The sequence below is a fragment of the Massilia varians genome (assembly GCF_027923905.1).
In the GTDB taxonomy this organism is placed as follows: domain Bacteria; phylum Pseudomonadota; class Gammaproteobacteria; order Burkholderiales; family Burkholderiaceae_D; genus Telluria; species Telluria varians_B.
Map to the genome: position 1 here is coordinate 2363463 of NZ_AP026966.1, position 25476 is coordinate 2388938.

The window sequence follows — 25476 nt, forward strand, 5'->3', positions numbered from 1 at the left end:
GCGCTGGTTCTACCTTGCAGTGCTCCCGGATTACTTCAGCAGGCCGGCGTTGCGCGCCGCGGCTTCGATCGCCTGGTAGTTCGCGGTCTTGGTCGGGACGAACCTGGTGGCGCGCTGCAGGTCCAGGATCTGCTTGCCTTCCGGGGTCGAGGCGTCCAGCGCCAGGAAGGCGTCGGTGATCTTCTTCTGCAGGGCCGGGCTCATGTCGCTGCGCACGGTCCAGTTGTAGTCATAGTAGCCGGGCGTGGTGTAGAACACGCGCACCACCTTGGGGTCGACCTTCTTCGCTTCCACCAGCTTGTCCCACACCGAGATGTTGAGTGCGCCGGCGTCGACCTTGCCGCCCGCGACCGCGGCCACGGTGGCGTCATGCGCGCCCGAGAAGGCGACGCGCTTCAGGTCGGTGTCCGGGTTGATCTTCGCGCCCAGCAGGAAGGAGCGCGGCATCAGGTGGCCCGAGGTCGACGATTCGGAACCGAAGGACAGGGTCTTGCCTTTCAGGTCTTCCAGCTTGTTGATGTCGGGCTTGGTCGTGATGAAGACCGAGCGGAATTTCTCGTCCTCGGCGCGCTGCACCAGCGGCACGACCTGGCCCTTGCTGCGCACGTTGGCCTGCACGAAGGTGAAGCCGCCGAACCAGACCATGTCGATCTTGCGGTTGATCAGGCCTTCGACCGAGGCCGCGTAGTCAGTCACCGGGGTGAACTCGACCTTCAGGCCGGTGGCCTTGGACAGGTACTTGCCCAGCGGCTCGAACTTGCGCTGCAGCTCGGTCGGCGCTTCGTCGGGGATGGCCGAGACGCGCAGCACGCCCGGCGTGTTCTGAGCATAGGCCCCACCGGCGGCGGCGAAGCTCAGGCCTGCCGTGGCGGCGACGAGGAAGGTTTTCAGGACACGCGAAGACGAGAACGAGGTCATGGTTGGCATTCTTGTTAAGTATTGGAAAGTGGTGAACCGGGGACGTCACGGCAGCACGGCTGCGGGAAGCGGCGAAAATCGGGAATCCGCTATTATGGTAAAAACAGCAACTCAACCCTAGGCCATGGCGCATCCGGCGGTGTGGCGGCACGAATGATAACGCTTATGCACATCTCCTGCACGCAAGACCGCCCGCGCGCCGCCAATGCCCATGTGGCGGACGAGCTGCATGCCGGTCTCCAGGCCCCTGGCGCCTGGATCTCGCCCAAGTTCCTCTACGATGCGCTCGGCTCGAAGCTGTTCGAAGCCATCTGCGAACTGCCCGAGTATTACCCGACCCGCACCGAGGCCGCGATCTTCGCCCGCCACGGCGCCGAGATCGCGCGCGTGGCCGGCCTTGGTGCGACCCTGGTCGACCTGGGCGCGGGCAACTGCGCCAAGGCGGCCGCGCTGTTCCCGGTGCTGGCGCCTTCCCAGTACGTGGCGGTCGACATCTCGACCGGCTTCCTGCGCGAGGCCCTCGAACGCCTGCGCCAGCGCTTCCCGCAGATCGCCATGGAAGCCCTCGGCATGGACTTTTCCAGCCGCTTCGAGCTGCCCCCGCAGGTGCGCGCGGCGCGCCGCCTGTTCTTCTACCCCGGCTCCTCGATTGGCAACTTCACCCCGGACGAAGCGCTGGCTTTTCTCGGCCGCCTGCGCCTTCAATGCGGCGACGATGGCGGGGTCCTGATCGGCGTCGACCTGGCCAAGGACAAGGCCACGCTCGACGCCGCCTACGACGACGCCCTCGGGGTCACCGCGGCCTTTAACCTGAACGTGCTGCGCCACGTGAACCACCTGGTCGGGGCCGACTTCGACATCCGCGCCTGGCGCCACCACGGCGTCTACCAGCCCGAGCGCGGCCGCGTCGAGATGCACCTGGAAGCGGTGCGCCGGCAAGAAGTGCACTGGAACTGCGGCGGCAAGGCCTGCTCGCGCGTGTTCGAGCCGGGCGAGCGCATCCACACCGAGAACAGCTACAAGTACCAGCAGGCCGATGCGATCGCCTTGCTGGAGCGTTCCGGGTTCGAGGCCACCCGCGTGTGGACCGATCCGCAGCGCTGGTTCGCGGTGATCCACGCACAGGCGATCCGCTGATGGGCATCGGGCAGCGCGAAGACCTCCTGCACGCCTTCGACCGGGTGCGCCGCCGCTCGCTCGAGATCGCCGCGCCCTTATCTAGCGAGGACTGCTGCGCGCAGTCGATGCCCGACGCCAGCCCCGTCAAGTGGCACCTGGCGCACACCACCTGGTTCTTCGAAACCTTCATCCTCGAAGCGCACGAGCCCGGCTTCGCGCCCTTCCATCCGGCTTTCCGGGTGCTGTTCAACTCCTACTACAACGGCATCGGCGCCAAGCACCCGCGCCCCCGGCGCGGCCTGCTCACGCGGCCGACGCTGGACGAGGTGCGCGCCTACCGCGTCGATGTCGACGGCCGCATCGCCAGGCTGCTGGCAACAGGCGCCGGGCCTGAGGTCGCCGGGCTGCTGGAACTGGGCCTGCAGCACGAGCAGCAGCACCAGGAACTGATGCTCACCGACCTCAAGCACCTGCTGGCCCAGAACCCGCTATATCCCGCCTATTCGCCGCAGGAGATGGAAGCCGGGATGGCGCCCGAACCGACCGCATGGATCGCGTACGACGGCGGCCTGGCCGAAATCGGCTACGGCGGCGGCGGCTTCTGCTTCGACAACGAACTGCCGCGCCACCGCACCTATGTCGCGCCCTTCGCGCTGGCCTCGCGCCTGGTCACCAACGGCGAATACCTGGAGTTCGTCCGGGCCGGCGGCTACCGCGATCCCTCCCTGTGGCTGGCCGAAGGCTGGGACCGGGTGTGCAGCGGCGAGATGACGCAGCCGCTGTACTGGATCGGCCGCGACGACGGCGACTGGGACGAATTCACCCTGCACGGGGTGCAGGCGCTGGACCCGGCGCGCCCGGTCACCCACGTGTCGCTGTACGAGGCCGACGCCTATGCGCGCTGGCGGGGGGCGCGCCTGCCGACCGAGGCCGAGTGGGAATTCGCCGCGCGCCAGGCCTCGCTCAGCGGCGGCGCCCTGCACCCGGAAGCGGCCGAAGGCGACGGCCTGCTGCAGATGTTCGGGGCCTGCTGGCAGTGGACCAGCAGCAGCTACGCGCCTTATCCCGGCTATGCGCCGGCGGCCGGCGCCATCGGCGAATACAACGGCAAGTTCATGGTCAACCAGTACGTGCTGCGCGGCTCGTCCTGCGCCACGCCCGATGGCCATGCGCGGGCCAGCTACCGTAACTTCTTCCCGGCCGGGGCGCGCTGGCAGTTCACCGGGATCAGGCTGGCCCGATGACGCGCCGCAGGAGCTGGCGCGAGCGCCTGCTGGACCAGCGCGCCAATGCCTGGATCCTGGCGCACCCGCTCAATTTCACCCTGCAGGTCATCCGGGGCTTCCGTGCCAACCAGGGCCTGCTGCTGGCCGGCGCGGTCGCCTATTACGCGCTGCTGTCGATCGTGCCCTTCCTGATGCTGGCGGTGGTGGCGCTGTCCCACTTCATCGAACAGGCCGAGCTGCTCGAGACCCTGCAGCGCTACCTGGGCATGCTGGTGCCGGGGCAGTCGCAGCCGATCGTGGACGAGGTGGCGCACTTCCTCGAGAACCGCGAGCTGATCACCTGGGTGCTGGGCGGCACCATGCTGTTCTTCAGTTCGCTCGCCTTCACGGTGCTGGAGAACGCGATGAGCGTGATCTTCATCCACCGGGTGACGGTGCGGCGCCGCCACTTCCTGGTGTCGGCCGTGCTGCCGTACTGCTACATCCTGGCGTTGGGCGTCGGCGTCATGATCGTGACCCTGGTGGCCGGCGCGCTCGAGGTGCTGGGCAAGGAGAGCATCTGGCTGTTCGGCGTCCAGTGGTCGCTGGGCGGCGTCTCGGGCGCGCTGCTCTACCTGCTCGGGCTGTTCGGCGAAATCCTGGTGCTGACCTCGATCTACCTGGTGATGCCGGTCGGCCGTCTGTCGCTGTGGCATGCGCTGATCGGCGGCGTCAGCGCGGCGCTGCTGTGGGAAATCGCGCGACGGGTGCTGGTCTGGTATTTTTCGACCCTGTCGCAGGTGAATCTCGTGTACGGCTCGATGACGACGGCGATCGTGGTCATGTTCAGCCTCGAGATCGCGGCCACGCTGCTGCTGCTCGGCGCCCAGGTGATTGCCGAGTACGAGCGCGTCGGGCACGGCCTGGTCGACCGGCCGCCGGAACCGATGCAGACGGAGCCGCCGGCCTGAGCGCGACGATGCAGCGCGGGTGAGTTGCGCTTCGTCAATTTATTTATCTAGCGCAATGGCACAGTATGAATTTGTGTGATCGGCTTGGGTTTGCTCAAGCGTGCGCAAGTTCATTGAATCGGAGATGCCATGAGCCAAACAGTCGCTATCGTCCTTCCGCTGCCGGTCGTGCTTGCGCTGGTGGTGCTGCTGCTCGTCGTACTGGTGTTGAGCGCGGTCGCGCTGTCGCTGAGCGCACCGATGCCGCTCCGGTTTCCAGCGGCAGGCCATGCCGAGGGCGAAGGCGGCGCCATCGGCATGGAGGAGGGCGGCGGCTTGTAAGGGCGCGTCGTCCTGGCTCAGGCGACGCTGACGCGCGGATCGCCTTCGCCCATGCGGCCGACCACGGCCGCGTCATTGAAACCTTCACGGGCGAACAGCGCCAGCACCTCGTCGACGCTGGCCGGATCGCAGGACACCAGCAGGCCGCCCGAGGTCTGCGGGTCGGTCAGCAGCGCGCGCTGGGCCGGCGTGACGGCGGACCCGAGTTCCACGTCCTTGCCGTAGGCATCCCAGTTGCGGCTCGATGCCCCGGTGAAGAAACCGTCTTGCGCCAGTTGCAGCACGCCGGGCAGCAGCGGCACCTTGTCCATCTCCAGCGTGGCCGACAATTTCGCGCCGCGCGCCAGTTCCAGCAGGTGGCCCAGCAGGCCGAAGCCGGTGACGTCGGTCATGGCGTGCACGCCCGGCATCTCGGCCAGCAGGCGGCCAGGCTTGTTCAGCTTGGTGGTGTTGGCGATCATGGCCGCGTAGCCGTCGGCGCCCAGCGCATCCTTCTTCAGCGCGGCGGACAGCACGCCGACGCCGAGCGGCTTGCCGAGCACCAGCACGTCGCCGGCTCTGGCATCGGCATTGCGCTTGACCTTCGAGGGATGCACCAGCCCCATCACCACCAGGCCGTAGATCGGCTCCACCGAGTCGATGGTATGGCCGCCGGCGATCGGGATGCCGGCCTCGGCGCAGATGGACTCACCGCCGCGGATGATCTGGCCGATGGTCTCGAGCGGCAGCTTGTTGACCGGCATGCCGACCAGGGCCAGGGCCATGATCGGGGTGCCGCCCATCGCGTACACGTCCGAGATCGCATTGGTCGCGGCGATGCGGCCGAAGTCGAAAGGATCGTCGACGATCGGCATGAAGAAGTCGGTGGTGGCGATCAGGGCCTGCTCGTCGTTGAGCTTGTAGACGGCGGCGTCGTCGGCCGTCTCGATGCCGACCATCAGCTCTTTCGGGACCGGGAAACCGGCCGACTTGCTCAGGATCTCGGACAGAACGCCCGGCGCGATCTTGCAGCCGCAGCCGCCGCCGTGCGAGAACGAAGTCAGTTTGATGGGTTGGTCAGTCGTCGTGCTCATCCTAGTCTTTCATGTTGGTGGTCGCGCCGGGCGCTTGAAGGAGCAGATTATCCACCAAGTCGCGCACGGCCGCTTGCTCGGCGCCGGGCGCGAACAGGGCGGCGCGCGCCGCGCACTGGCGCCGCAGCAGGACGTCGAAGCCGGGCTCGCCGATGATCCGGTCGATGAGCCGCGCCAGCGCGCCCGCATCGCCCGGCGCGAAGTAGCCTGCGTAGTCCTCGCCCAGCATGCCGCGGTTGCCGTTGATATCGGAGGCCAGCACCGGCACGCCGCAGCTCACGGCTTCGATGATCACGTTGGCGCCGCCTTCCATGCGTGATGCGATGACCATCGCGCGGCAGCGCTTCAGGCGCTGGCGCGCGGCCGCATGGGGCAGGGCGCCGAGCCAGCGGTAGCGCGGATTGGCCGCCTGCGCTTCCAGGGCGGCCTGGCCCAGCCCGGGGTCGAGCGCGCCGCCGATGTGGAGCAGGCGCGCGGCCGCGTGCGTGACCATGCCGGCGGCCCGGATGAAGGTCAGCGGGTCTTTCTCTTCACGCAGGTGGCCGACCATGCAGATGTCGTGGTAGCGCGGCGTAGTGCCAGGGCGGTATGGGCGCAGGGCGGCGGCGGACTGGTAAATGACGTGCGCTTTCGCATGCAAGTGCCCGGGCAGCAGCGCCAGGCCGGCCGGCTGCAGCAGCACCAGGGCATGGGCGCGTTCGAGCGAGGCGCGGGCGGCGGGGGCGACGCCGATGTCGCGGTAGAGGTCGGTCCCGGTCAGGACCAGCACCGACGGCCGCTCTGGATGGGCCTCGGCAAAGGCGGCCAGCGCGGCGGCCGAGCGGCGCGCGTGCAGGGCTACCAGCAGGTCCGGCGCCGGGTCGTGCGCTGACCAGCCGCCGGCGATGCGCACCGCGTGCTGGCCGCGCAGGAAGCGCGCCCAGCGGCTGGCGGTCTGCCAGTTGCCGTTGTTCTCGCGGGCGGTCGCTGGGCTGACGATCAGGATGCGCTTGCGCACTGCCGGGTTCTCCAGGAAATAGGAGCGCGATTATACGATGCCACACCCGGGGTCAGGTCTGACATTCAGACACGAACTCGGCCATTGCGTACGCATTGTCTTGCTCATGTATTGTTCAGCCCGTGTCCAAATGTCAGACCTGACCCCCATGAAAAATGGCTGCCCGAAGGCAGCCATTTTTATAAGGCATTTAGCGATCAGTAATCGCCGAAGGTACGGCGGGTGCCGTTGGCCGAACGCGGATGGGCCGACTTGTTGTAGCCGCCTTCACGCTTTTCGCCATAGCGAGCGCCTTCCGGGCGGTTGCCGCGGTAGCCGCCTTCGCGCGGGGCGCCTGCCGGTGCGCCTTCGCGCGGGGCCGCGTCACGGCGGTAGCCGCCTTCACGCTGCGGACGGTCGCCGTAGCCGCCGGTGCGCGGGGCGCCGTAGCCTTCACGCGGACCGCGGTCGGCGTAACGGCTCTCGGTCGGACGGGCATAGCCGCCTTCGCGCGGGGCGCGATCGGCATAGCCGCCGCCTTCGCGGGGCGCACGGTCGCCATAGCCGCCGTTATAGCCACCCTCGCGCGGTGCGCGGTCGCCGTAACCCGGCTTGGCGAAGCTGCGCTGGCCCGGCTTGTGGCCGTTGTTGCGGCCGTCGCCCGGCTTCCAGCCCGGACGGCTGGCCGAACGGGTCGGGGCGGCGCGCTTCGGCTCGAAGCCTTCCACCACGTCGACCGGGATGGTCTGCTTGGTGAAGCGCTCGATGCGGCGCACGTTCATGTTCTCGGCGTGGTTCACCAGCGAGATCGCGAGACCGTTGCGGCCGGCGCGGCCGGTACGGCCGATACGGTGCACGTAGTCCTCGGGGAACTTCGGCAGGTCGTAGTTCACCACGTGGGTGATGGTGGGCACGTCGATGCCGCGGGCGGCGACGTCGGTCGCCACCAGCACGCGCACCTGGCCGCGGCGCATGCCGTCCAGGGTGCGGTTGCGCGCGCCCTGGTGCATGTCGCCGTGCAGGGCGGCGGCCGCGAAGCCGGCGATGTTCAGGCGGTCGGCGATCATGTCGGCGTCGCGCTTGGTCGCGGTGAACACCACGGCCTGGTCCATCGACTCGTCACGCAGCAGGTGGTCGAGCAGGCGGTTCTTGTGCGACAGGTCGTCGACAAAGTGCACCTTCTGCACGATGTTCTCGTGGCGGTTGGCGGCGCTCATGATCTGGATCGTCTGCGGATCCTTGGTGATGCGGCGCGCCATGTTGCCCACCACGCCGTCCAGCGTGGCCGAGAACAGCATGGTCTGGCGGGTGTCCGGGGTGGCGGCGACGATCTTCTCGATGTCTTCGATGAAGCCCATGTCCAGCATGCGGTCGGCTTCGTCCAGCACCAGGATCTCGAGCTGGGAGAAGTCAATCTTGCCCGACTCCATGTGGTCGATCAGGCGGCCCGGGGTGGCCACCAGGATTTCCGGGTTCTTCGACAGCAGCTGCATCTGCTTCGGATAGGGCATGCCGCCCAGGATCGACACGGCGCGGATGCGGCGCATGTCGGTCGTATATTGTTCGGTCGCGGTGGTCACCTGCAGTGCCAGTTCGCGGGTCGGGGTCAGGACCAGCATCTTCGGCTGGGCCGGGGTAAAGCGGACGCGTTCGCCACGGGCGCGCGCCGACTGCGCGTTCTGCGCCGGGGTGCGGGCCGCAGCCGTTGGCTCCATGTTGGCCAGCTTGTTCAGGGCCGGCAGCATGAATGCGGCGGTCTTGCCCGAGCCGGTCTGCGACGAGACCAGCAGGTCGCGGCCGGCGATGCCGGCAGGGATGGCCTGCTCCTGGACCGGAGTCGGCTTGGTATAGCCGGCGCTTGCTACTGCCTTGACGAGCGACGCGTGTAAACCTAGTGCTTCAAAACTCATGTGTACTTTTACTTTCGGAATTAAATCATGATCGCGCGTGTCAAGATGACGAGCGCAAAATAGCAACGCGAACCAACACTACGAAATGACTCAGAAATGAAAGAAATTTCGGCACAAAAGCTTTGCGCCGGGACGGTGTCTGGATGCTGACACGCAGGGCGGGAGGGCTTTTAAGAAGGGCGATCGTTTGTCGCCAAGGCTTGCGATGCTGCTTGTTGTACTGCTGTGTTCATCGCTGCGGTCCTGTGTGTTCGGACTTGTTATTGCAGCGCACAAACGACATCATACATCAGATCGGAAAATTCTGCACGCGACGATGCACCCCGATGGCCCTACCGGGAGACGCTTAAGGCCGGTTTAAGCACCGGCCTTGCGATAGATCAATGCCTTGGTCAGCGCTGCTTGCGCTTGGACGAGGAGTTGCGTGCGATGCGCTTGTTCGACGAGGTGCTTGCCTTGACCTTGTAGCGCGAGCTGCTGGCCTTCACGCGCGGGCTGCGCTCAGCTTCGAACGCCACCACCGCGTTCTCGATGATGTTCTCGGCGATGTCGCCGGCCTGCGAGGCCGAGGCCTTCGGCACCAGAATGGTCGAGCCGGCCTTGATGGTCGACTTGGCCGGGATGTTGTTGGCTTGGCGGATGACTTCCGGGGTGGTGCCGAACTTCGATGCCAGCGCGGTGATGCTGGTGCGGGCGCTGGTGATCTTGTGGGTGGTCCAGGTCGACAGCTCGCGGCCCCACTGGGCCAGGTTCAGGTGGAACTTCTCGGCGTTTTCCTTCGGCAGCAGGATCTTGGTCTTCTCGCCGCCGGTGATGACCGGCTTCTTGAACTGCGGATTGAGCGCGCGGAACTCGTCGAGCGACATCTCGGCCAGCTGGGCGGCGACGGCGACGTCGATGTCGCTGGTCTTGTCGATGGCGGTGAAATAGGGCTGGTTGTCGATCGCCGGCAGCGCCACGTTGTACTGCGCCGGATTGGCGACGATGTTCTTGACCGCCTGCAGCTTGGGTAAGTAGTTACGGGTTTCGGCCGGCATCAGCTCGGCCAGGCTTTCGAAATCGGTGCCCTTGCCGAGCGCCTGGTTCTTCTTGATGATGCGCTGGATGTTGCCTTCGCCCCAGTTGTAGGCCGCCAGGGCCAGCTGCCAGTCGCCGAACATGGTGTACAGGCGCTGCAGGTAGGTCAGGGCCGCGTCGGTCGAGGCCAGCACGCCGCGGCGCTCGTCCTTGAACATGTTCTGCTTCAGGTTGAAGTCCTTGCCGGTGCCCGGCACGAACTGCCACAAGCCGGCCGCGTCGGCGGTGGACAGGGCTTGCGGGTTGAAGGCCGATTCGATGACCGGCAGCAGGGCCAGTTCGGTCGGCATCCCGCGCTTTTCCAGTTCCTGGACGATGTGGAACAGGTAGGGCGAGGCGCGCCCGGAGATGCGCTTGAGGCTGTCCGGACGGGCGCTGTAGGCCTGAGTGTGGCGTGCCACCAGGCTGTTGTCGACGTCGGGGATGGCATAGCCGCTGCGGATGCGGCCCCAGACGTCGGTTTCCTTGTAGTCGTCGACCTTCAGCAGGCCCGGCGCCAGGGGCGCGGCAGGGCGGGCATTCAGTGCGTTCGCAGCCGGATTCGACACGGCTACGGGGGCGTTGTCCATCGCATGGGCGAATGGGGAACTGAGCGGGGAGGTGGCCAGCAGTGCCAGCGCGGCAGTCGCTACGGTCTTGCGGATCATGTCGTGCATCGCTTTCCAATGTTGCGTCCGGGAACGGACGTACTGGTCAATGGGGCAGTGTACGTAGTCATGCTCGGGTCAGTCAAGGCATGGGCTCGCTTCGTTACAAAATAATTTCCAGAGTTCATTTGCATGAATTGACATCATGAAAACGGAAATTGTCGTAAGATGCGCGCCAGATCGGAGCAGGAGGGTGCCGATTCCAGAACCGGTCCTGCCTCATCCGGGATGCCTCTAGCCTAGCCGCCGGGAGGTGTCAATCTATGAGGGGACGCAAAGTGTGCGTACAATCCGGCTTCTGCCACCGTCTTATTATTTGTCATCCATGCGTACCGCAAATCCGAATGCCGACGACGACGCGATCGTCGCCGCCACCCGCCGCTGGCTGGAACGGGCCGTCATCGGCCTGAACCTGTGCCCCTTCGCCAAGTCCGTCTATGTGAAGGAGCAGGTGCGCTATGTCGTCTCGAGCGCGACCACCCCCGAGGCGCTGCTGGAGCAGCTCATGGACGAGCTGCAGCACTTGTCCGACACCCCGGCCGAGGAGGTCGACACGACGCTGCTGATCCATCCCTTCGTGCTGAACGACTTCGAGGACTACAACGAATTCCTGGACGTGGCCGATGCCGCGGTCGAGGACATGCAGCTCGACGGCGAGCTGCAGGTGGCCAGCTTCCACCCGGACTACCAGTTCGCGGACACCGACCCGAACGACATCGCGAACTACACCAACCGGGCGCCGTACCCGATCCTGCACCTGCTGCGCGAGGACAGCATCGACCGCGCGGTCGAGGCCTTCCCGGAGGCTTCCGAAATCTTCGAGAAGAATATCGATACCATGGAACAGCTCGGCCACGAAGGCTGGGACAAGCTCGATGTCGGACCGGCACGCTGATCCGGCCGGCGCCCCGGCGGCCGGCGTCCCGGCGGCTGACGCTCCGGCGCGGCCGGACACGCCCTGCGTGGCGGTGTGCTCGACCACCTTCGACGAAGTCTGCCGCGGCTGCGGCCGTACCTACATCGAGGTGGCGCACTGGGTGTCGATGAGCGCCGAGGAGAAGGAGCGGGTGTGGGTGCGCATCCTGGCGCAGGGCTACCCGCGCCGGAACACCTGAACTCCCTCTCTCTATGAGAGGCCCAGGAAGTCGCGCTTGCCGATCGGCACTCCGTTGTGGCGCAGGATCGCGTAGGCGGTGGTCACGTGGAAGAAGAAGTTCGGCAGCACGAAGCCGGTGAGGTAGTCGTCGCCGCGCTCGAAGTGGCGGGCGCGCTCGCCGGCGCCGTGGGTGATGGCGCGTTCGCCGGCCGCCTCGAACGCCTCGTGCGGCAGCGACTCGATGTAGCCCAGGGTCTTGGTGATGCGCTGCTGCAGTTCGGCGAAAGTCTGCTCGGTGTCGTCGTAGCGCGGCACGTCCCTTCCTGCCAGGCGCGCGCTCGCGCCCTTGGCGAAATCGGTCGCGATCAGGACCTGGCCCACCAGCGGGAACATGTCCGGGAACAGGCGCGCCTGCAGCAGGGCCGCCGGCTCGATCTTGTGCTGCTGGGCGTGGGCCTCGGCCTTCTCCAGCACGCCGCCGAGGGCGCGCAGCATCTTCTGGAATACGGGGACCGAAGCAGAATACATGGACAGGCTCATAATTTCTCCCTAGAAAGATTCAATCATAACAAGTCTTGTGGCGTCCTGCCGACACCCGGACCGGTCGGCGCCGGTGTAAGTATCCAATTTGCTGACGCTCCGTCAATCGGCATGCATAATCGGACAATTCATTGCTCTAAGTAAATTCCCGCCGGCGGTAGGAAACAGAACCGAACTTGATGCTTCCCTTTCACGATCTGCTTGCCCGGCTGCGCAAGCCGTACGGCCGTTCGATCCATGGCGCGCTGCTGCTGGTGGTATTCGTCGGGCTGGCCGTGCCGGCGGTGGCCGGCGGCTGGTTCCTGATTGCCGTACAGGAACGCGAAGCGGCGATCAGGACCCTGAACGATGCGCTGCAGCGCAATGCCGACATCCTGGCGCTCGGCGTGCAGGAATCATTATGGGACATGAACGTCGAAGCCGCCGGTTCGCTGCTCGACTCCTTCGTGCGTGACCCGGCCATCGTGCGCGTGACGGTGCGCGACCTGGCGCAGGCGGCGGTGATCGACCGCCACACGCCCGCGCCGCCGGGCGGACGCATCTACCGCGCCGAGCGCGACGTGGTCGTCCGCGGGCAGGCGATCGGCCATGTGCTGGTCGAGATGAGCGACCATCTCAGCCTGCAGGACCTGCGCGCCAAGCAGCGCAATTACGCGCTGGTGCTGGCGATCCAGCTGGCGGTGTCCCTGCTCCTGATCGCGCTCCTGATCCGGCGCCGCCTGCTCTCGCCGCTGCGCACCCTGACCGGTTTCTCGGACCGGCTGGCGCGCGGCGACTTCGACACCCCGCTGGCACTCCCGGTCGACGACGAACTCGGGCGCCTGGGCGGCCAGATGGAGCGCATGCGCACGGCGATCGGCCAGCTGTTCGCCGACATCGGCCGGCGCGAGGAACAGTTCCGGACCATCGTCGCCCAGGTGCCGGGCGCCGTGTTCCGGGCCCGCCCCGGCGGCCACATCGACTTCGTCAGCGACGCCATCGCAGACATCTCCGGCTATCCCGCCGAGCGCTTCATGCTGGCCACCACCGACGACTGGGCCGACATCATCCATCCCGAGGACCGGCGCATGCAGCGCCGTGCGGCCAGGGAGGCGCTGGCGGCCGACAGTGCCTACGAAATCGAATACCGCATCATCGACGCCGGCGGCATCGAGCGCTGGGTGCTGGAAAGCGGCCAGCCGCAGGGCGAGTGGGGCAGCGAGCAGTTCCGGGTCGACGGCATCATCTACGACATCAGCGAACGCAAGCACGACGAGATGCGCATCGAGGCCCTGCTGACCGAGCAGGGGGCGATCCTGGACAACGTCATGTTCGGCGTGCTGTTCGTGCGCGAGCGCCGCATCGTCTCGGCCAACCGGCGCGCCGAAGCGCTGTTCGGCTACGGCGAGGCCGAGATGGTGGGCCGCTCGACCGAGCTGTTGTTCCCGGGGCGCGCCGAGTACCAGCGCCTGTGGCTCGATACCGCTCCGAAGGTCGCCGGCAGCCCGGACAAGGGCGAGGAGATCCAGTTCCGCCGCCGCGACGGCAGCACCTTCTGGCTCCTGGCGAGCGGCTGCGCGCTGGACGGCGCGCGCCCCAACGAGGGCAGCATCTGGGTGTTCGCCGACATCACCGAGCGCAAGCTGGCCGAGGAAAAGCTGCGCCTGTCGGCCACGGTGCTCGAACACATCGCGGACGGCGTTGCCGTGCTCGACGTGCACGGCCGCATCCTCGCCATCAATCCCGCCTTCACCCAGATCACCGGCTATACCGAGATGGAAGCGCTCGGCCAGCAGTCGAGCCTGACGCGCCCGGGCCGCGACGACGAGCCCTTCTACCGGCAGATGTGGCGCGACCTGCTCGATGCCGGCTTCTGGCGCGGCGAACGCTGGGAAAAGCGCAAGAACGGCGAGGGCTACCTGGAATGGCTGACCGTGTCGAGCGTGCGCGACGACCAGGACCAGGTCACGCACTACGTCTGCGTGTTCAGCGACATCACGGAGGTCAAGCAATCGCAGGACAAGCTCGACCACCTGGCCCACCACGACCCGCTTACCGCGCTGCCGAACCGGCTGCTGTTCCACGACCGCCTGCAGCATGCGATGGTGCGCTGCGCCCGCGCCGGCCAGCAGCTGGCGGTGCTGTTCATCGACCTGGACCGCTTCAAGAACGTCAACGACACCCTCGGCCACCACGTGGGCGACCTGCTCCTCAAACAGGTGGCCGGGCAGCTGGCCGGCTGCCTGCGCGAAGGCGACACGCTGGCGCGCCTGGGCGGCGATGAATTCATCGTGCTGCTGGAGGATGTGGGCGGCAGCGCCGGGGTCGCCCACGTGGCCGAAAAGCTGATGGCCCGCTTCGAGCAGCCGCTCACCGTGTCGGGCTACGAACTGTTCATCACCGGCAGCGTCGGCATCAGCCTGTTCCCGCAGGATGCGGCCGACCTGAACATGTTGGTGCGCAATGCCGACGTCGCCATGTACCAGGCCAAGGCGCGCGGCCGCAACGGCTACCAGTTCTATGCGCCGTCGATGAGCGGCGAGGGCGCCATGCGCCTGCGCCTGGAATCGCTGCTGCGCCGCGCGATCGAGCGGCGCGAGATCTTCCTCGAGTACCAGCCCCAGGTCGAGATCGGCAGCGGGCGCCTGGTCGGCGTCGAAGCCCTGGTGCGCTGGCACAGCCCGGAGCTGGGCGTGGTCGCGCCGGTGCGCTTCATTCCGGTGGCCGAGGACACCGGCTTCATCCACCAGCTCGGGCAGTGGGTGCTGGCCGAGGCCTGCACCCAGATGAGACGTTGGGACCGGGCCGGGCTGTCGGTGCCGAAGATGGCGGTCAACCTGTCGGTGCGCCAGTTCGAGCGCGGCAGCGTCGCGCCGATGGTGGCCGCGGTGCTGCAGGACAGCGGCCTGGAGGCCGCGCGGCTGCAACTGGAGGTGACCGAGTCGGTCATCATGAACACGGGCGACGCGCTGCAGCACATCAACGACCTGCGCGCGGTCGGCGTCGGGCTGGCGATCGACGATTTCGGCACCGGCTATTCCTCGCTGGCCTACCTGAGCCAGCTGCCGGTGCAGACCCTGAAGATCGACCGCAGCTTCATCCAGGACATCCTGGTCGACGCCAACGACGAGGCGATCGCGGTGGCCATCATCCAGCTCGGCAAGAACCTGAACCTGACGGTGGTGGCGGAGGGCGTGGAAAACGAGGAGCAGGCCGCCTTCCTGCTGCGCCACGGCTGCGGCCTGGCCCAGGGTTACCTCTACAGCCGGCCGGTGGCGCCCGGCGAAATACTGTCGCGCTGGGCGCGGACACGAGAACATGCACACGATCGAACGAACCAAGAAACCGGCGCAGCCGAAGACAGCGCCGCTTGAACGGGGCGGCAAGCCCAGGCCGGGGCGCCGCCGCTTCCTGCTGGGCGGCCTGCTGGCCGGCGGCGCCATGCTGGTCGGCTGGGGCGTGCAGCCGCCGCGCCAGCGCCTGCACGGGGCCCGGCCCTTGGCGCTGGGCGCCGGCACGGTCGGGCTGAACGGCTGGATCGCGATCGCGCCTGACGGCACGGTCTCGGTGGTGGTGCCGCGCAGCGAGATGGGGCAGGGCGTGCACACCGCGCTGCCGATGCTGGTGGCCGAGGAGCTCGACCTGCCCTTGTCCAGCGTGCGCGTGGCCCAGGCCCCGATCGACAAGATCTACGCCAACCTCACGGTGCTGCGCGAGAACCTGCCTTTCCACCCGGACGACCCTACCAGCACGCGCCAGGGCGCGCAGTGGCTGATGGCCAAGCTCGGGCGCGAGCTGGGCATCATGTTCACCGGCGGCTCGACCAGCGTGAAGGACGCCTGGCTGCCGATGCGCGAGGCCGGGGCGGTGGCGCGCGCCATGCTGCTCAAGGCCGCGGCCGAAGCGTGGAAGCTGCCGGCCGGCCGCCTGCGCACCGAGGACGGCTTCGTCCTGCACCCCGATGGACGCCGGGCGGGCTACGGCGCGCTGGCGGCGCGGGCGGCACGGGCCGGCGCCGGGATCGGCGCGGGCGACGTGCGCCTGAAGGAGCCGCGCGAATTCCGCCTGGTCGGCACGCCGGCGGCACGCCTGGACAGCCGCGCCAAGACCGACGGCAGGGCGCGCTTCGGCATTGACGCGCGGGTGCCGGGCATGGTGTATGCGGCCGTGAAGATGGCGCCGGCGATCGGCGCCCGGCTCGCCGGGCACGACGCGAAGGCGGTGGACTCCATGCCCGGCGTGCTGCAGGTGGTGCCGATGCCGGGCCTGATGGATGAGCGCAGCGGTCTCGGCGCCGGCGTGGCCGTGGTCGCCACCACCTGGTGGCAGGCGCACCGGGCCGCCCAGGCGCTGCCGGTCGAGTGGACGCCGGGCGAGGCGGCCGGGCTCTCCAGCGAAGCCGTGTTCGAGGAGTTCGCGCGCGCCCTCGAGGAGGACAGCGGCTACGTCTACCATGAGGCGGGCAGCCAGCACGTGGACGATGTGGCGCTGACGCTGACGGCCGAGTACCGCGCGCCCTATCTCGCGCATGCGGCCATGGAGCCGGTCAACTGCACCGCCCAGGTCGAGCACGTCGATGGGCGCGCCCGCGTGCGCCTGTGGGCATCGACCCAGGTGCCGAGCGTCGCGATGGACGTGGCGGCGCGCGTGGCCGGGGTCGAGCGCGCCGACGTGAGCATCGAGGTGATGCTGCTGGGCGGCGGCTTCGGACGGCGGCTGGAAGCCGACATGGTGGCGCAGGCGGTGACGGTCGCCATGGCGCTCGGCGGCAAGCCGGTGCAGCTGGTGTGGAGCCGCGAGGACGACACCACCCACGACGTCTACCGCCCGGCGGCGCTGGCGCGCTTTCGCGCCCACCTCGACGCCAAGGGCGAGATCCTGGCCTGGGACAACAAGTCGGCCAGCGGCGCCATCGGCCACCAGTACTTCCCGCGCAACCTCGGCTTGCCGGGCGTGGGGCCGGACAAGACCACCGCCGAGGGCGAATACGACATGCAGTACGCGATCGCCAACCAGCGCATCGCCCACGTGATCGTCGACAGCCCCGTGCCGCTGGGCTACTGGCGTTCGGTCGGGCATTCGCACAATGCCTTCTTCAAGGAGGCTTTCCTCGACGAGGTGGCGCATGCCGCCGGGCGCGATCCGGTCGCCATGCGGCGCGCGCTGCTGGGCAAGCATCCGCGCGCGCTGGCGGCGCTCGACGCCGCGGTGGCGCGGGCGGGCCGGGCGCCGGCGGGGCGTGCGCATGGCGTGGCCCTGCACCGCTCCTTCGGCAGCACGGTGGCCCAGGTGGCCGAGGTCTCGGTCGAGGGCAGGCAGATCCGCGTGCACCGCGTGGTGTGCGCGATCGACTGCGGCTTGGCGGTGAACCCGAGCATCATCGCCCAGCAGGTCGAGTCCGGCGTGCTGTTCGGGCTGTCCGCCGCGCTGCACGGCGAGATCACGATCAGGGACGGGAAGGTGGAGCAGTCGAACTTCGGCGACTATCCGGTCGTGCGCATGCACGAGGCGCCGGCGGTGGAGACCATCGTGATGCCCAGCCTGGCGCATCCGGAAGGCGTGGGCGAGCCGGCGGTGCCGCCGGTCGCGCCGGCGGTGGCGTCCGCCGTGTTCAAGCTGACCGGGCAGCGGCTGCGCAGCCTGCCGCTGCGGCTATCTTAACTGCCGAGCAGCACGCGCAGGTTGCAGTCGCGCTGCCAGGCGCGCCGTTCCTCGCTGGAGGCGGCCAGGCGCGCCAGTTCTTCCGGCGTGGCCGCGGCCTGGGCCTGCACCAGGCGGTCGGCGACGGCGCCGTCGGGCAGCATGGTGCCGAAGAAGGCTACCGTGTCGCCGCGCTGCACCAAGAGGGTAGGGAAGTTATCCACGTCGAGGTCGCCCACGATGTCGGCCTGGTCTTCGATGTCGATCCAGACGAAGGTCTTGTCGCGGTGGCGCAGGGCCAGTTCCTCGAAGGTGGCGCGGTAGGACGAGCAGGTGCCGCACCAGGCGGCGCACAGGCAGGCGACCGTCAGCGCGTCGCCTGCGATCGCGGCGGCGACGCGTTCGCGGTTGTCGGAATCCAGGGTGAGGCTTTGCATGAGCCGAATTGTACCGTGTGCTGCCAGGGAATGTGTGCCCGGGGCGCCAGGGCCGTGGCTAGGCCCCGGCCGAGCAGGTAAAATACCGGCATGTCCACGATTCTCGCCATTGAAACCTCGTCCGAACTCGCCTCCTGCGCGCTGCTCGTCGGGGATCGCCTCATCGCCCGCTCCACCTCCGGCGTGCGCACCCATTCGCAATCGGTCCTGCCGATGGTCCAGGAACTGCTGCGCGAGGCCGGCCTGGCCCTGGCCGACTGCGACGCGGTCGCCTTCGGGGCCGGTCCCGGCTCGTTTACCGGCGTGCGCACCGCCTGCGGCGTGGCCCAGGGCCTGGCCTTCGGCGCCAACCTGCCGGTGCTGCCGCTGGTGACCCTGGAAGCGATGGCGCAAGCCTGCCGCGCCCGCACCGGAGCCGGCGACGTGCTGGCGGTGCTGGACGCGCGCATGGGCGAGGTCTACTGGGCGCAATACCGCTACGATGCCGCGCGCGGCGCCTGGACCGAACTCGCCGCCCCGGCGCTGTGCGCCCCGCAAGACCTGGAGCCGCTGCCGGTCGAGGGTCTGGCCGCCTGCGGCAATGGCTTCTCCGCCTATCCGGAAGCCTTTGCCGGCAAGACCTTCGCCGCCGGCGCGCTGGAAGACATCCTGCCGCACGCGCGCGACCTGGCGCTGCTGGGCGCGCCGGCCCTGGCCGCCGGCCTGGGCGTGCCGCCCGCCCAGGCCCAGCCGCTCTACCTGCGCAACAAGGTGGCCTATACCAGCGCCGAGCGCCAGGCCATCAATGCCGCGAAGGCCGGCGCATGACGGTCCTGCAAGAGCTCGGTGACCAGGTGCGCGGCTTGCGGTTCGCCCCGATGACCCCCGGCGACGTGGACGAGGTGCACGCACTCGAATGCAGCGTGTTTCCGCATCCGTGGAGCCGGGCCAATTTCAGCGAGTCGCTTGCCAGCGGCTATGACGCCTGGACCGCGCGCGACGCCACCGGCCTGCTGGCCGGCTACTATCTGCTCATGTATGCGGTCGACGAGGCCCACCTGCTCGACGTGGCGGTGGCGGCCGGCCGCCAGCGCCAGGGCCTGGGGCGCCACCTGCTGGACCGGATCGGCGCCCGCGCCCGCGAGCAGGGCATGGGCTCGGTGCTGCTGGAAGTGCGTCCGTCCAACCAGCGCGCCCTCGACGTGTACCGCCGCTACGGCTACCGCGAGATCGGCCGCCGCAAGGGCTATTACCCGGCGCACGGCGGGCAGCGCGAGGATGCCATCGTGATGAGGATCGACTTGTGAACCGTTTGAGCGAGCGCGACGCGGCCTTCCTGGCCGAGATGGGCATCGGCCCGCTGTGGAGCCTGCGTGCGGCGCCGGAAGCCGCGGTGGAAGCGGCGCCTGAAGCGGCACCTGAAGCGGCCCTTGAAACCGCGCCTGAAGCCGCGCCGGCGGCGGTGGCGCAAGCTGCGCCCCCGGCGCCGGCCCAGCCGCTGGCGCCGCCGCCGATGCCGCGCCAGGTCGCCGAACCGGCGGCGCGTCCGGCATGGACACCGCCGGCAAGCGACAACAGCGCCTGGGACCTTGAACCCGAACCGGAGCGCCTCGACGTTTCGACCATGGACTGGGCCGCCCTGCGCCAGGCAATCGCCAGTTGCCAGCATTGCAGCGCCTGCAGCGCGGGGCGCAAGCCGGTCCCCGGCGCCGGCGCGCGCCAGGCGCGCTGGCTGGTTGCCGCCGGCACCGCCAGCGCGGCGGATGAACAAGCCGGCCAGCCGCTGACCGGAGAACCGGGCAAGCTGCTCGACAACATGCTGGCGGCGGTCGGCATGTCGCGCGAGCGCGATGTCTATGTGACGGCCCTGGTGAAATGCCGTCCCGCCAATGCCAAGGGCGGCGACCGGGCGCCGACCGCGGAAGAAGTCGCCGCCTGCCGGCCCTTCCTGGAGCGCGAACGCGAACTGAGCGGGGCCGGCCTGGTGCTGACCCTGGGCCAGGTGGCGGCAAGCGGTCTGCTCGGCAAGCCGCTGTCCGAACCGCTGGCCGGCGCGCGCGGCACGGTCCACCGGCTGGGCGACGTGCCCCTGGTGGCGACCCTGCATCCGGGCGAACTGCTGCGGCGCGGGGCCGACAAGGCGCTGGCCTGGGCCGACCTGTGCCGGGCCAGAGCGGCGGCAGATGGACGCGCCGGCTGAAACTTACCAGGAGGCCTTCCACCGCCGCTGGGGCCACCTGCGGCGCGCCCGGGTGCGGGCGCTGGCCTGGCTGCTCGACGCGCCCGACCTGCTCGATGCGCATGATCCGCTGTGGGCCGGCCGCATCGCCAGCCTCGGGCCGCTTAGGCCCGACGTCGCCGATTGGCTCAAACGCCTCGACCACGATCCCACCTCGCTCGACCAGGCCCTGGGCGCGAAGATGTACACGCGCCTCGGCCTGTATGCCGAAAAACTGATGGCCTTCTATTACGAGCAGCAGGGGCGCCTGGTCGCCCATGGCCTGCAGGTACGCGCCAGCCGCAACGACACCATCGGCGAATTCGACTTCCTGCTGGAAGACGGGCCCGATGCGCTCGAGCACATCGAGTTCGCGACCAAATTCTATCTGCTCGATGGGGAAGGGCGCCAGCAGCAGGATTGGCAGCCGGACGCCCTGGTCGGCCCCAACCTGGCCGACAGCCTGGGTCTCAAGATGCGCAAGGTGTTCGAGCGCCAGCTGGTCCTGTGCGGACATCCGGCCGCCCAGGCCCTGCTGCCGCGGCCGGTGTCGCGGGCACGGGCCTTGGTCAAGGGCTGGCTGTTCTATCCGTCCGGTTCCTGGCCCGCGATGCGCGGGATCGCCGCCGGCCACTGCCGCGGCTTCTGGTGCGCGCTGGACGAGATCGAGGGCCTGGCCGGGGAAGAATTCCTGGTGCTGCCGCGCCTGCAGTGGCTGGCGCCGTTTCGCGCCGCCTCGGCCACCTGGATGATGAACCGCGCCCAGCTGCATGCCGAGCTGTCGGCCCAGTTCGAGACCTCGTCGACGCCGGTGCTGGTGGCGGCGGTGCGGCACGCGCCCGGACAGATCGAGGAAATCGAGCGCGGCTTCATCGTGCCGAACGACTGGCGCGAGCGCGCCGCCGCGCGCCGGATGGTGAAGGCGGTGCCGTAGGGTGGGCGGGTCTCCCGCCCACGCGGTGATAGTTTGCAGCGAGATCATCCGGCACGAGAACGGAGCCGGCAGTGATCACCGCGTGGGCGGGGAACCCGCCCACCCTACAGTAATACGTCAGAGCCCCTAATCCGGCCTCTGTGATACGTAAAATGAATCAGTGCTTTTCCTCGCCGATCAGCGCCAGCGAATCGTGCTCGCGCTGGTTGGCCGCATGGCGGCGCCCGATGAAGTACATGATGCCCGCCACCGACAGGCCGAACATCAGGATGATGATGTCCAGGTCCAGATTCAGGGTGATCATGATGGCGTACAGGGCCAGCATGGTCAGGATCGACAGGTTCTCGTTGAAGTTCTGCACCGCGATCGAATGGCCGGCGCTCATCAATACGTGGCCGCGGTGCTGCAGCAGGGCGTTCATCGGCACCACGAAGAAGCCCGACAGGAAGCCGATCAGGGCCAGCAGCGGGTAGGCCAGGTTGACCGAGGTCACGAAGATCATGCTGCACACCACCAGCCCCATGATGATCCCGAGCGGGATCACGGTGAGCGATTTGCGCAGTGGGATCATGCGCGCCGCCATCGCCGCGCCCAGGGCCACGCCGATCGCGACCACGCCGATCAGGTTGGTGGCCTTGTCCAGCGGCATGTGCAGCGAGCGCTCGGCCCACTTCAGCACGATGAACTGCAGGGTCGCGCCGGCGCCCCAGAACAGGGTGGTGACCGCCAGCGAGATCTGGCCGAGCTTGTCGCGCCACAGGGTGGCCGAGCAGTTGGCGAAGTCGGCGATCAGCTTGGCCGGGTTGCGTTCCTGGTGCTCGTAGCGGGCGCCGGTATCCGGGATGCGCAGGTTGAACAGGGCCGCCAGGATATAGACCCCGACCACCACCGCCATCGCCGCTTCGGCGCCGGTGCTCACGCCGGGCAGGTCCAGGCCGAGCAGGAAGTTGGCCCCGCGCTCGCTCACCAGGGCGCCGCCGGCCACGGTGCCGAGGATGATCGACATCACGGTCAGGCCCTCGATCCAGCCGTTGGCGGGGACGAGCTTCTCGGGCGGCAGCAGTTCGGTCAGGATGCCATACTTGGCGGGCGAGTAGACCGCCGCGCCGAAGCCGACCACGGCATAGGCGAGCAGCGGGTGCACGGTCAGGAACATCAGCGCGCAGCCCGAAATCTTGATCAGGTTGGCGATGAACATCACGCGGCCCTTGGGCAGCGAATCGGCGAAGGCGCCGACGAAGGCGGCCAGCAGCACGTAGAACAGGACGAATGACAGCTTCAGCAGGGGCGTCAGCGAAGCCGGGGCGTTCATCGACGTCAGCAGACTGATTGCGACAAAGAGAAGCGCATTGTCTGCCAGCGACGAGAAAAACTGCGCCGCCATGATGGTATAAAAGCCACGGTTCATTCGAAAAGAGTAAAAACTGGTTCGAGTTGCTTTATACCATGAATGCCCCTTGCTCCAAAAGAAAAGCCGGCATGTCAAAAGCGCCGTCGCGCCCGCTCCGGTAGAATAGACCCTTTCCCGAACTGCGGCTCCCACGCCGGTTTTCGCCATGCCACGCCCGCTCTCCGCCACCATCCACCTCGACTCGATGCAGCACAATCTGCAGCGCGCGCGCATGGAAGCGCCACACGCGAACATTTGGGCGGTCGTCAAGGCCAACGCCTACGGCCACGGCCTGGAACGCGGCATGCGCGGCTTCGCCCAGGCCGACGGCCTGGCCCTGGTCGAGACCGAAGGGGCGCTGTGGCTGCGGCAGAATGGCTGGAACAAGCCGATCCTGCTGCTCGAGGGGATCTTCGACGCGCAAGATGTGCCGATGCTGGCCGAGCACAATATCAATAGTGCCGTCCACAACATCGAGCAGGTCAAGATGCTGGAATACACCCGGCATGTCGGCCCGATCGATGTGCACTTGAAGATGAACACGGGGATGAACCGGCTGGGCTTCACGCCGGGCGAATACGAGGCGGCCTACCGGCGCCTGCGCGCCATTCCCGACGTGCGCCACATTACCCACATGACCCACTTCGCCAATGCCGACGAGCTGGAGCATCCGCGCCTGACCATCGCCGAGCAGGTGCGCCGCTTCAAGTATGGCGCGGGCGAGCTGCCGGGCGAGCGCAGCCTGTCGAATTCCGGCGGGGTGCTGCACCAGGGCGAGCTGGGCGATGCGCTGTCGAACGACTGGGTCCGGCCCGGCATCATGCTCTACGGCGGCACCCCGGGCGGGCGCTCGGCCCTCGACTACAACCTGCTGCCGACCATGACCCTGCGCTCCGAGGTCATCGGCATCCAGCAGATCGCGGCGGGCGACACCGTCGGCTACGGCAGCCGCTTCGAGGCGACCGGCCCGATGACGATCGGCGTGGTGGCCTGCGGCTATGCCGACGGCTACCCGCGCCACGCGCCGCACGGCACCCCGGTCATCGTCGACGGCGTTGCTACCCGCCTGGTGGGGCGGGTATCGATGGACATGATGACGGTCGACCTGAGCCCGATCGCCAATGCCCGGATCGGCAGCAAGGTGACGCTCTGGGGCGACGGCCTGCCGGTCGACGAGGTGGCCCAGGCCGCCGGCACGATCGGCTATGAACTGATGTGTGCACTCGCCCCGCGGGTGCGCGTCCTGGAAGGAAGAATGGGAACCGATGGCTAAGACACGCACCTCTTTCGTTTGCAGCGAGTGCGGCGCGAGCTCCGCCCGCTGGTCCGGCCAGTGCCCGGACTGCAAGGCCTGGAACACGATGGTCGAGACCGTCGCCGAGCCGCAAGGCGTCAACCGCATGTCGCAGACGGCGCACAAGGCGCTGGCGCAGACCGCGCCGGTGCTGTCCCTGAAGGACATCGAGGCCCTGGACGTGCCGCGCTTCGGCACCGGCATCGAGGAATTCGACCGCGTGCTGGGCGGCGGCCTGGTGGCCGGCGGTGTGGTGCTGATCGGCGGCGACCCCGGCATCGGCAAGTCGACCCTGCTGCTGCAGGCGCTCAGCAACCTGGCGGCGACCCGGAATACCTTGTATGTGAGCGGCGAGGAATCGGGCGCCCAGATCGCGCTGCGCGCGCGCCGCCTGTCGGTCGACTCCACCGAATTGAAACTGCAGGCCGAGATCCAGCTCGAAAAAATCCTCGGCACGCTGGCCGACCTGAAACCCGAAGTGGCGGTGATCGACTCGATCCAGACCCTGTACTCGGACGCGCTCACCTCGGCCCCGGGTTCGGTGGCCCAGGTGCGCGAATGCGCGGCCCAGCTTACCCGGGTGGCCAAGCAGACCGGGGTGACCATCATCCTGGTCGGCCACGTGACCAAGGAGGGCGCGCTGGCCGGCCCGCGCGTGCTCGAGCACATCGTCGATACCGTGCTGTATTTTGAAGGCGACACCCAGAGCAGCTTCCGCCTGGTGCGGGCGATCAAGAACCGCTTCGGCGCGGTGAACGAGCTCGGCGTGTTCGCCATGACGGAAAAGGGGCTGAAGGGCGTGTCGAACCCGTCGGCCCTGTTCCTGTCGCAGCACGACAGCCAGGTGCCGGGCTCCTGCGTGATGGTCACCCAGGAAGGCACGCGCCCGCTGCTGGTCGAGATCCAGGCCCTTGTCGACGCCAGCCACCTGCCGAATGCGCGGCGCCTGTCGGTCGGGTTGGAACAAAATCGCCTGGCGATGCTGCTCGCGGTGCTGCACCGCCACGCCGGCATCGCGGCGTTCGACCAGGACGTGTTCATCAATGCGGTGGGCGGGGTCAAGATCACCGAACCGGCGGCCGACCTGGCGGTGCTGCTGGCGATCAATTCGTCGATGCGCAACAAGCCGCTGCCGCGTGGGCTGGTGGTGTTCGGCGAAGTCGGCCTGGCCGGCGAGATCCGGCCGGCGCCGCGCGGGCAGGAGCGCCTGCGCGAGGCGGCCAAGCTGGGCTTCTCGATCGCGGTGATCCCGAAAGGAAATGCGCCGAAGCAGAAAATCGAGGGCATGACCATCGTGGCGGTCGAGCGCATCGACCAGGCCTTCACCAAGCTGCGCGAACTCGACTGAGATCCTATAATACTGCTTGCTCATCCGTTATCAGTGGTTCAAGGTGTTGACAGAACAAAGAAAATCCGAACGCAAACTGCTGCGCGTGCGTGCGCGCGTGGCCATCGAAGGCGCGGCGCCCGTCGGCGGGCGCACCAGCGACCTGGGCGCCAATGGCGTCAGCATCAACCTGCCTGACCCGCTGCAGGTCGGGCAGACCGGCCAGGTGAGCTTCGACCTGCTGGTCGACGGCAACGTCGTGCCCATCAACGCCCGCGCCAAGGCGCTGTATTGCATCTTCAGCAATGGCGAATTCAAGGTCGGCTTCCAGTTCTTGAACCTGGAACTGGCGGCGATGACGGCGGTGGCGCGTTTTTTACGCTGATTCCTCCCGCTGACCGGCGCAATCCGGACGTCACAATACA

General features: G+C 68.0%; 23 protein-coding genes. 15 read left to right on the forward strand and 8 right to left on the reverse strand.

What is annotated here, in order from left to right; all coding sequences use genetic code 11:
* Window positions 1-30 precede the first annotated feature (30 nt).
* On the reverse strand, window positions 31-918 hold the full coding sequence (locus MasN3_RS10750; RefSeq protein ID WP_281914043.1) for a putative selenate ABC transporter substrate-binding protein: 888 nt from the start codon (window positions 916-918) through the stop codon (window positions 31-33).
* 165 nt (window positions 919-1083) lie between these two features.
* Between MasN3_RS10750 and egtD the strand changes: the two genes are divergently transcribed.
* From egtD to MasN3_RS10770, 4 genes are all read left to right on the forward strand, one after another.
* Entirely contained in the window at window positions 1084-2055 is a 972-nt protein-coding gene (gene egtD, locus MasN3_RS10755) for an L-histidine N(alpha)-methyltransferase (protein ID WP_281914044.1), read from the forward strand.
* Entirely contained in the window at window positions 2055-3281 is a 1227-nt protein-coding gene (gene egtB, locus MasN3_RS10760) for an ergothioneine biosynthesis protein EgtB (RefSeq protein WP_281914046.1), read from the forward strand. The genes egtD and egtB overlap by 1 nt, the downstream gene beginning before the upstream one ends.
* On the forward strand, window positions 3278-4213 hold the full coding sequence (locus tag MasN3_RS10765; RefSeq protein WP_281914048.1) for a YihY/virulence factor BrkB family protein: 936 nt from the start codon (window positions 3278-3280) through the stop codon (window positions 4211-4213). Before egtB ends, MasN3_RS10765 begins: the two co-directional genes overlap by 4 nt.
* Window positions 4214-4342: 129 nt before the next feature.
* Complete coding sequence (locus MasN3_RS10770) at window positions 4343-4534, forward strand: hypothetical protein (RefSeq protein ID WP_281914049.1); 192 nt, start codon at window positions 4343-4345, stop codon at window positions 4532-4534.
* Window positions 4535-4551: 17 nt separating this feature from the next.
* Here MasN3_RS10770 and selD read toward each other — a convergent pair whose 3' ends face one another.
* The 4 genes from selD to MasN3_RS10790 form a co-directional block, all read right to left on the reverse strand.
* Window positions 4552-5607, reverse strand: coding sequence for a selenide, water dikinase SelD (selD, locus tag MasN3_RS10775; RefSeq protein ID WP_281914050.1), 1056 nt, complete (start codon window positions 5605-5607; stop codon window positions 4552-4554).
* Between the two features lies 1 nt (window position 5608).
* On the reverse strand, window positions 5609-6604 hold the full coding sequence (senB, locus tag MasN3_RS10780) for a selenoneine biosynthesis selenosugar synthase SenB (RefSeq protein WP_281914052.1): 996 nt from the start codon (window positions 6602-6604) through the stop codon (window positions 5609-5611).
* Between the two features lie 197 nt (window positions 6605-6801).
* Window positions 6802-8493, reverse strand: coding sequence for a DEAD/DEAH box helicase (locus MasN3_RS10785; RefSeq protein ID WP_281914053.1), 1692 nt, complete (start codon window positions 8491-8493; stop codon window positions 6802-6804).
* Window positions 8494-8885: 392 nt separating this feature from the next.
* Window positions 8886-10226: a transglycosylase SLT domain-containing protein gene (locus MasN3_RS10790; RefSeq protein ID WP_281914054.1), complete on the reverse strand. Its 1341-nt coding sequence runs from the start codon at window positions 10224-10226 to the stop codon at window positions 8886-8888.
* A 316-nt stretch (window positions 10227-10542) separates the two neighbouring features.
* On the opposite strand from MasN3_RS10790, the gene MasN3_RS10795 reads away from it, so the two are divergent.
* Window positions 10543-11112 carry a DUF1415 domain-containing protein gene (locus MasN3_RS10795; protein WP_281914055.1) on the forward strand — a complete coding sequence of 190 codons (570 nt, stop codon included), beginning with the start codon at window positions 10543-10545 and terminating at the stop codon, window positions 11110-11112.
* Complete coding sequence (locus MasN3_RS10800) at window positions 11093-11332, forward strand: DUF1289 domain-containing protein (protein WP_281914056.1); 240 nt, start codon at window positions 11093-11095, stop codon at window positions 11330-11332. The genes MasN3_RS10795 and MasN3_RS10800 overlap by 20 nt, the downstream gene beginning before the upstream one ends.
* 11 nt (window positions 11333-11343) lie before the next feature.
* On the opposite strand, the gene MasN3_RS10805 is transcribed toward MasN3_RS10800, so the two are convergent.
* Window positions 11344-11853 (reverse strand): DUF1993 domain-containing protein, encoded by a 510-nt coding sequence (locus MasN3_RS10805; RefSeq protein WP_281914058.1) that lies wholly within the window; start codon window positions 11851-11853, stop codon window positions 11344-11346.
* Between the two features lie 179 nt (window positions 11854-12032).
* Between MasN3_RS10805 and MasN3_RS10810 the strand changes: the two genes are divergently transcribed.
* Together MasN3_RS10810 and MasN3_RS10815 are read left to right on the forward strand one after the other, a co-directional pair.
* Window positions 12033-15206 (forward strand): bifunctional diguanylate cyclase/phosphodiesterase, encoded by a 3174-nt coding sequence (locus MasN3_RS10810; RefSeq protein ID WP_281914059.1) that lies wholly within the window; start codon window positions 12033-12035, stop codon window positions 15204-15206.
* A gap of 67 nt (window positions 15207-15273) precedes the next feature.
* A complete protein-coding gene (locus MasN3_RS10815) occupies window positions 15274-17493 on the forward strand; it encodes a xanthine dehydrogenase family protein molybdopterin-binding subunit (protein ID WP_281914477.1) in 2220 nt (739 codons plus the stop codon).
* Here MasN3_RS10815 and MasN3_RS10820 read toward each other — a convergent pair.
* On the reverse strand, window positions 17490-17909 hold the full coding sequence (locus MasN3_RS10820) for a thioredoxin family protein (protein WP_281914060.1): 420 nt from the start codon (window positions 17907-17909) through the stop codon (window positions 17490-17492). The two genes, MasN3_RS10815 and MasN3_RS10820, sit on opposite strands and share 4 nt — an antisense overlap.
* 90 nt (window positions 17910-17999) lie before the next feature.
* Here MasN3_RS10820 and tsaB point away from each other — a divergent pair, with 90 nt between their 5' ends.
* The 4 genes from tsaB to MasN3_RS10840 are packed head-to-tail and all read left to right on the forward strand — an operon-like array spanning window position 18000 to window position 21040.
* Window positions 18000-18716: a tRNA (adenosine(37)-N6)-threonylcarbamoyltransferase complex dimerization subunit type 1 TsaB gene (gene tsaB, locus MasN3_RS10825; RefSeq protein WP_281914061.1), complete on the forward strand. Its 717-nt coding sequence runs from the start codon at window positions 18000-18002 to the stop codon at window positions 18714-18716.
* Window positions 18713-19195: a ribosomal protein S18-alanine N-acetyltransferase gene (rimI, locus tag MasN3_RS10830; protein ID WP_281914062.1), complete on the forward strand. Its 483-nt coding sequence runs from the start codon at window positions 18713-18715 to the stop codon at window positions 19193-19195. The genes tsaB and rimI overlap by 4 nt, the downstream gene beginning before the upstream one ends.
* Window positions 19192-20088: a uracil-DNA glycosylase gene (locus MasN3_RS10835; protein ID WP_281914063.1), complete on the forward strand. Its 897-nt coding sequence runs from the start codon at window positions 19192-19194 to the stop codon at window positions 20086-20088. Before rimI ends, MasN3_RS10835 begins: the two co-directional genes overlap by 4 nt.
* Window positions 20072-21040: a DUF1853 family protein gene (locus MasN3_RS10840; protein WP_281914064.1), complete on the forward strand. Its 969-nt coding sequence runs from the start codon at window positions 20072-20074 to the stop codon at window positions 21038-21040. The genes MasN3_RS10835 and MasN3_RS10840 overlap by 17 nt, the downstream gene beginning before the upstream one ends.
* Before the next feature lie 157 nt (window positions 21041-21197).
* On the opposite strand, the gene lplT is transcribed toward MasN3_RS10840, so the two are convergent.
* Window positions 21198-22448: a lysophospholipid transporter LplT gene (gene lplT / locus MasN3_RS10845; RefSeq protein ID WP_281914065.1), complete on the reverse strand. Its 1251-nt coding sequence runs from the start codon at window positions 22446-22448 to the stop codon at window positions 21198-21200.
* Between the two features lie 148 nt (window positions 22449-22596).
* Here lplT and alr point away from each other — a divergent pair, with 148 nt between their 5' ends.
* The 3 genes from alr to MasN3_RS10860 are packed head-to-tail and all read left to right on the forward strand — an operon-like array spanning window position 22597 to window position 25436.
* Window positions 22597-23703: an alanine racemase gene (gene alr / locus MasN3_RS10850; RefSeq protein ID WP_281914066.1), complete on the forward strand. Its 1107-nt coding sequence runs from the start codon at window positions 22597-22599 to the stop codon at window positions 23701-23703.
* Complete coding sequence (gene radA / locus MasN3_RS10855) at window positions 23696-25072, forward strand: DNA repair protein RadA (RefSeq protein ID WP_281914067.1); 1377 nt, start codon at window positions 23696-23698, stop codon at window positions 25070-25072. Before alr ends, radA begins: the two co-directional genes overlap by 8 nt.
* 43 nt (window positions 25073-25115) lie before the next feature.
* On the forward strand, window positions 25116-25436 hold the full coding sequence (locus tag MasN3_RS10860; RefSeq protein ID WP_281914068.1) for a PilZ domain-containing protein: 321 nt from the start codon (window positions 25116-25118) through the stop codon (window positions 25434-25436).
* Window positions 25437-25476 lie beyond the last annotated feature (40 nt).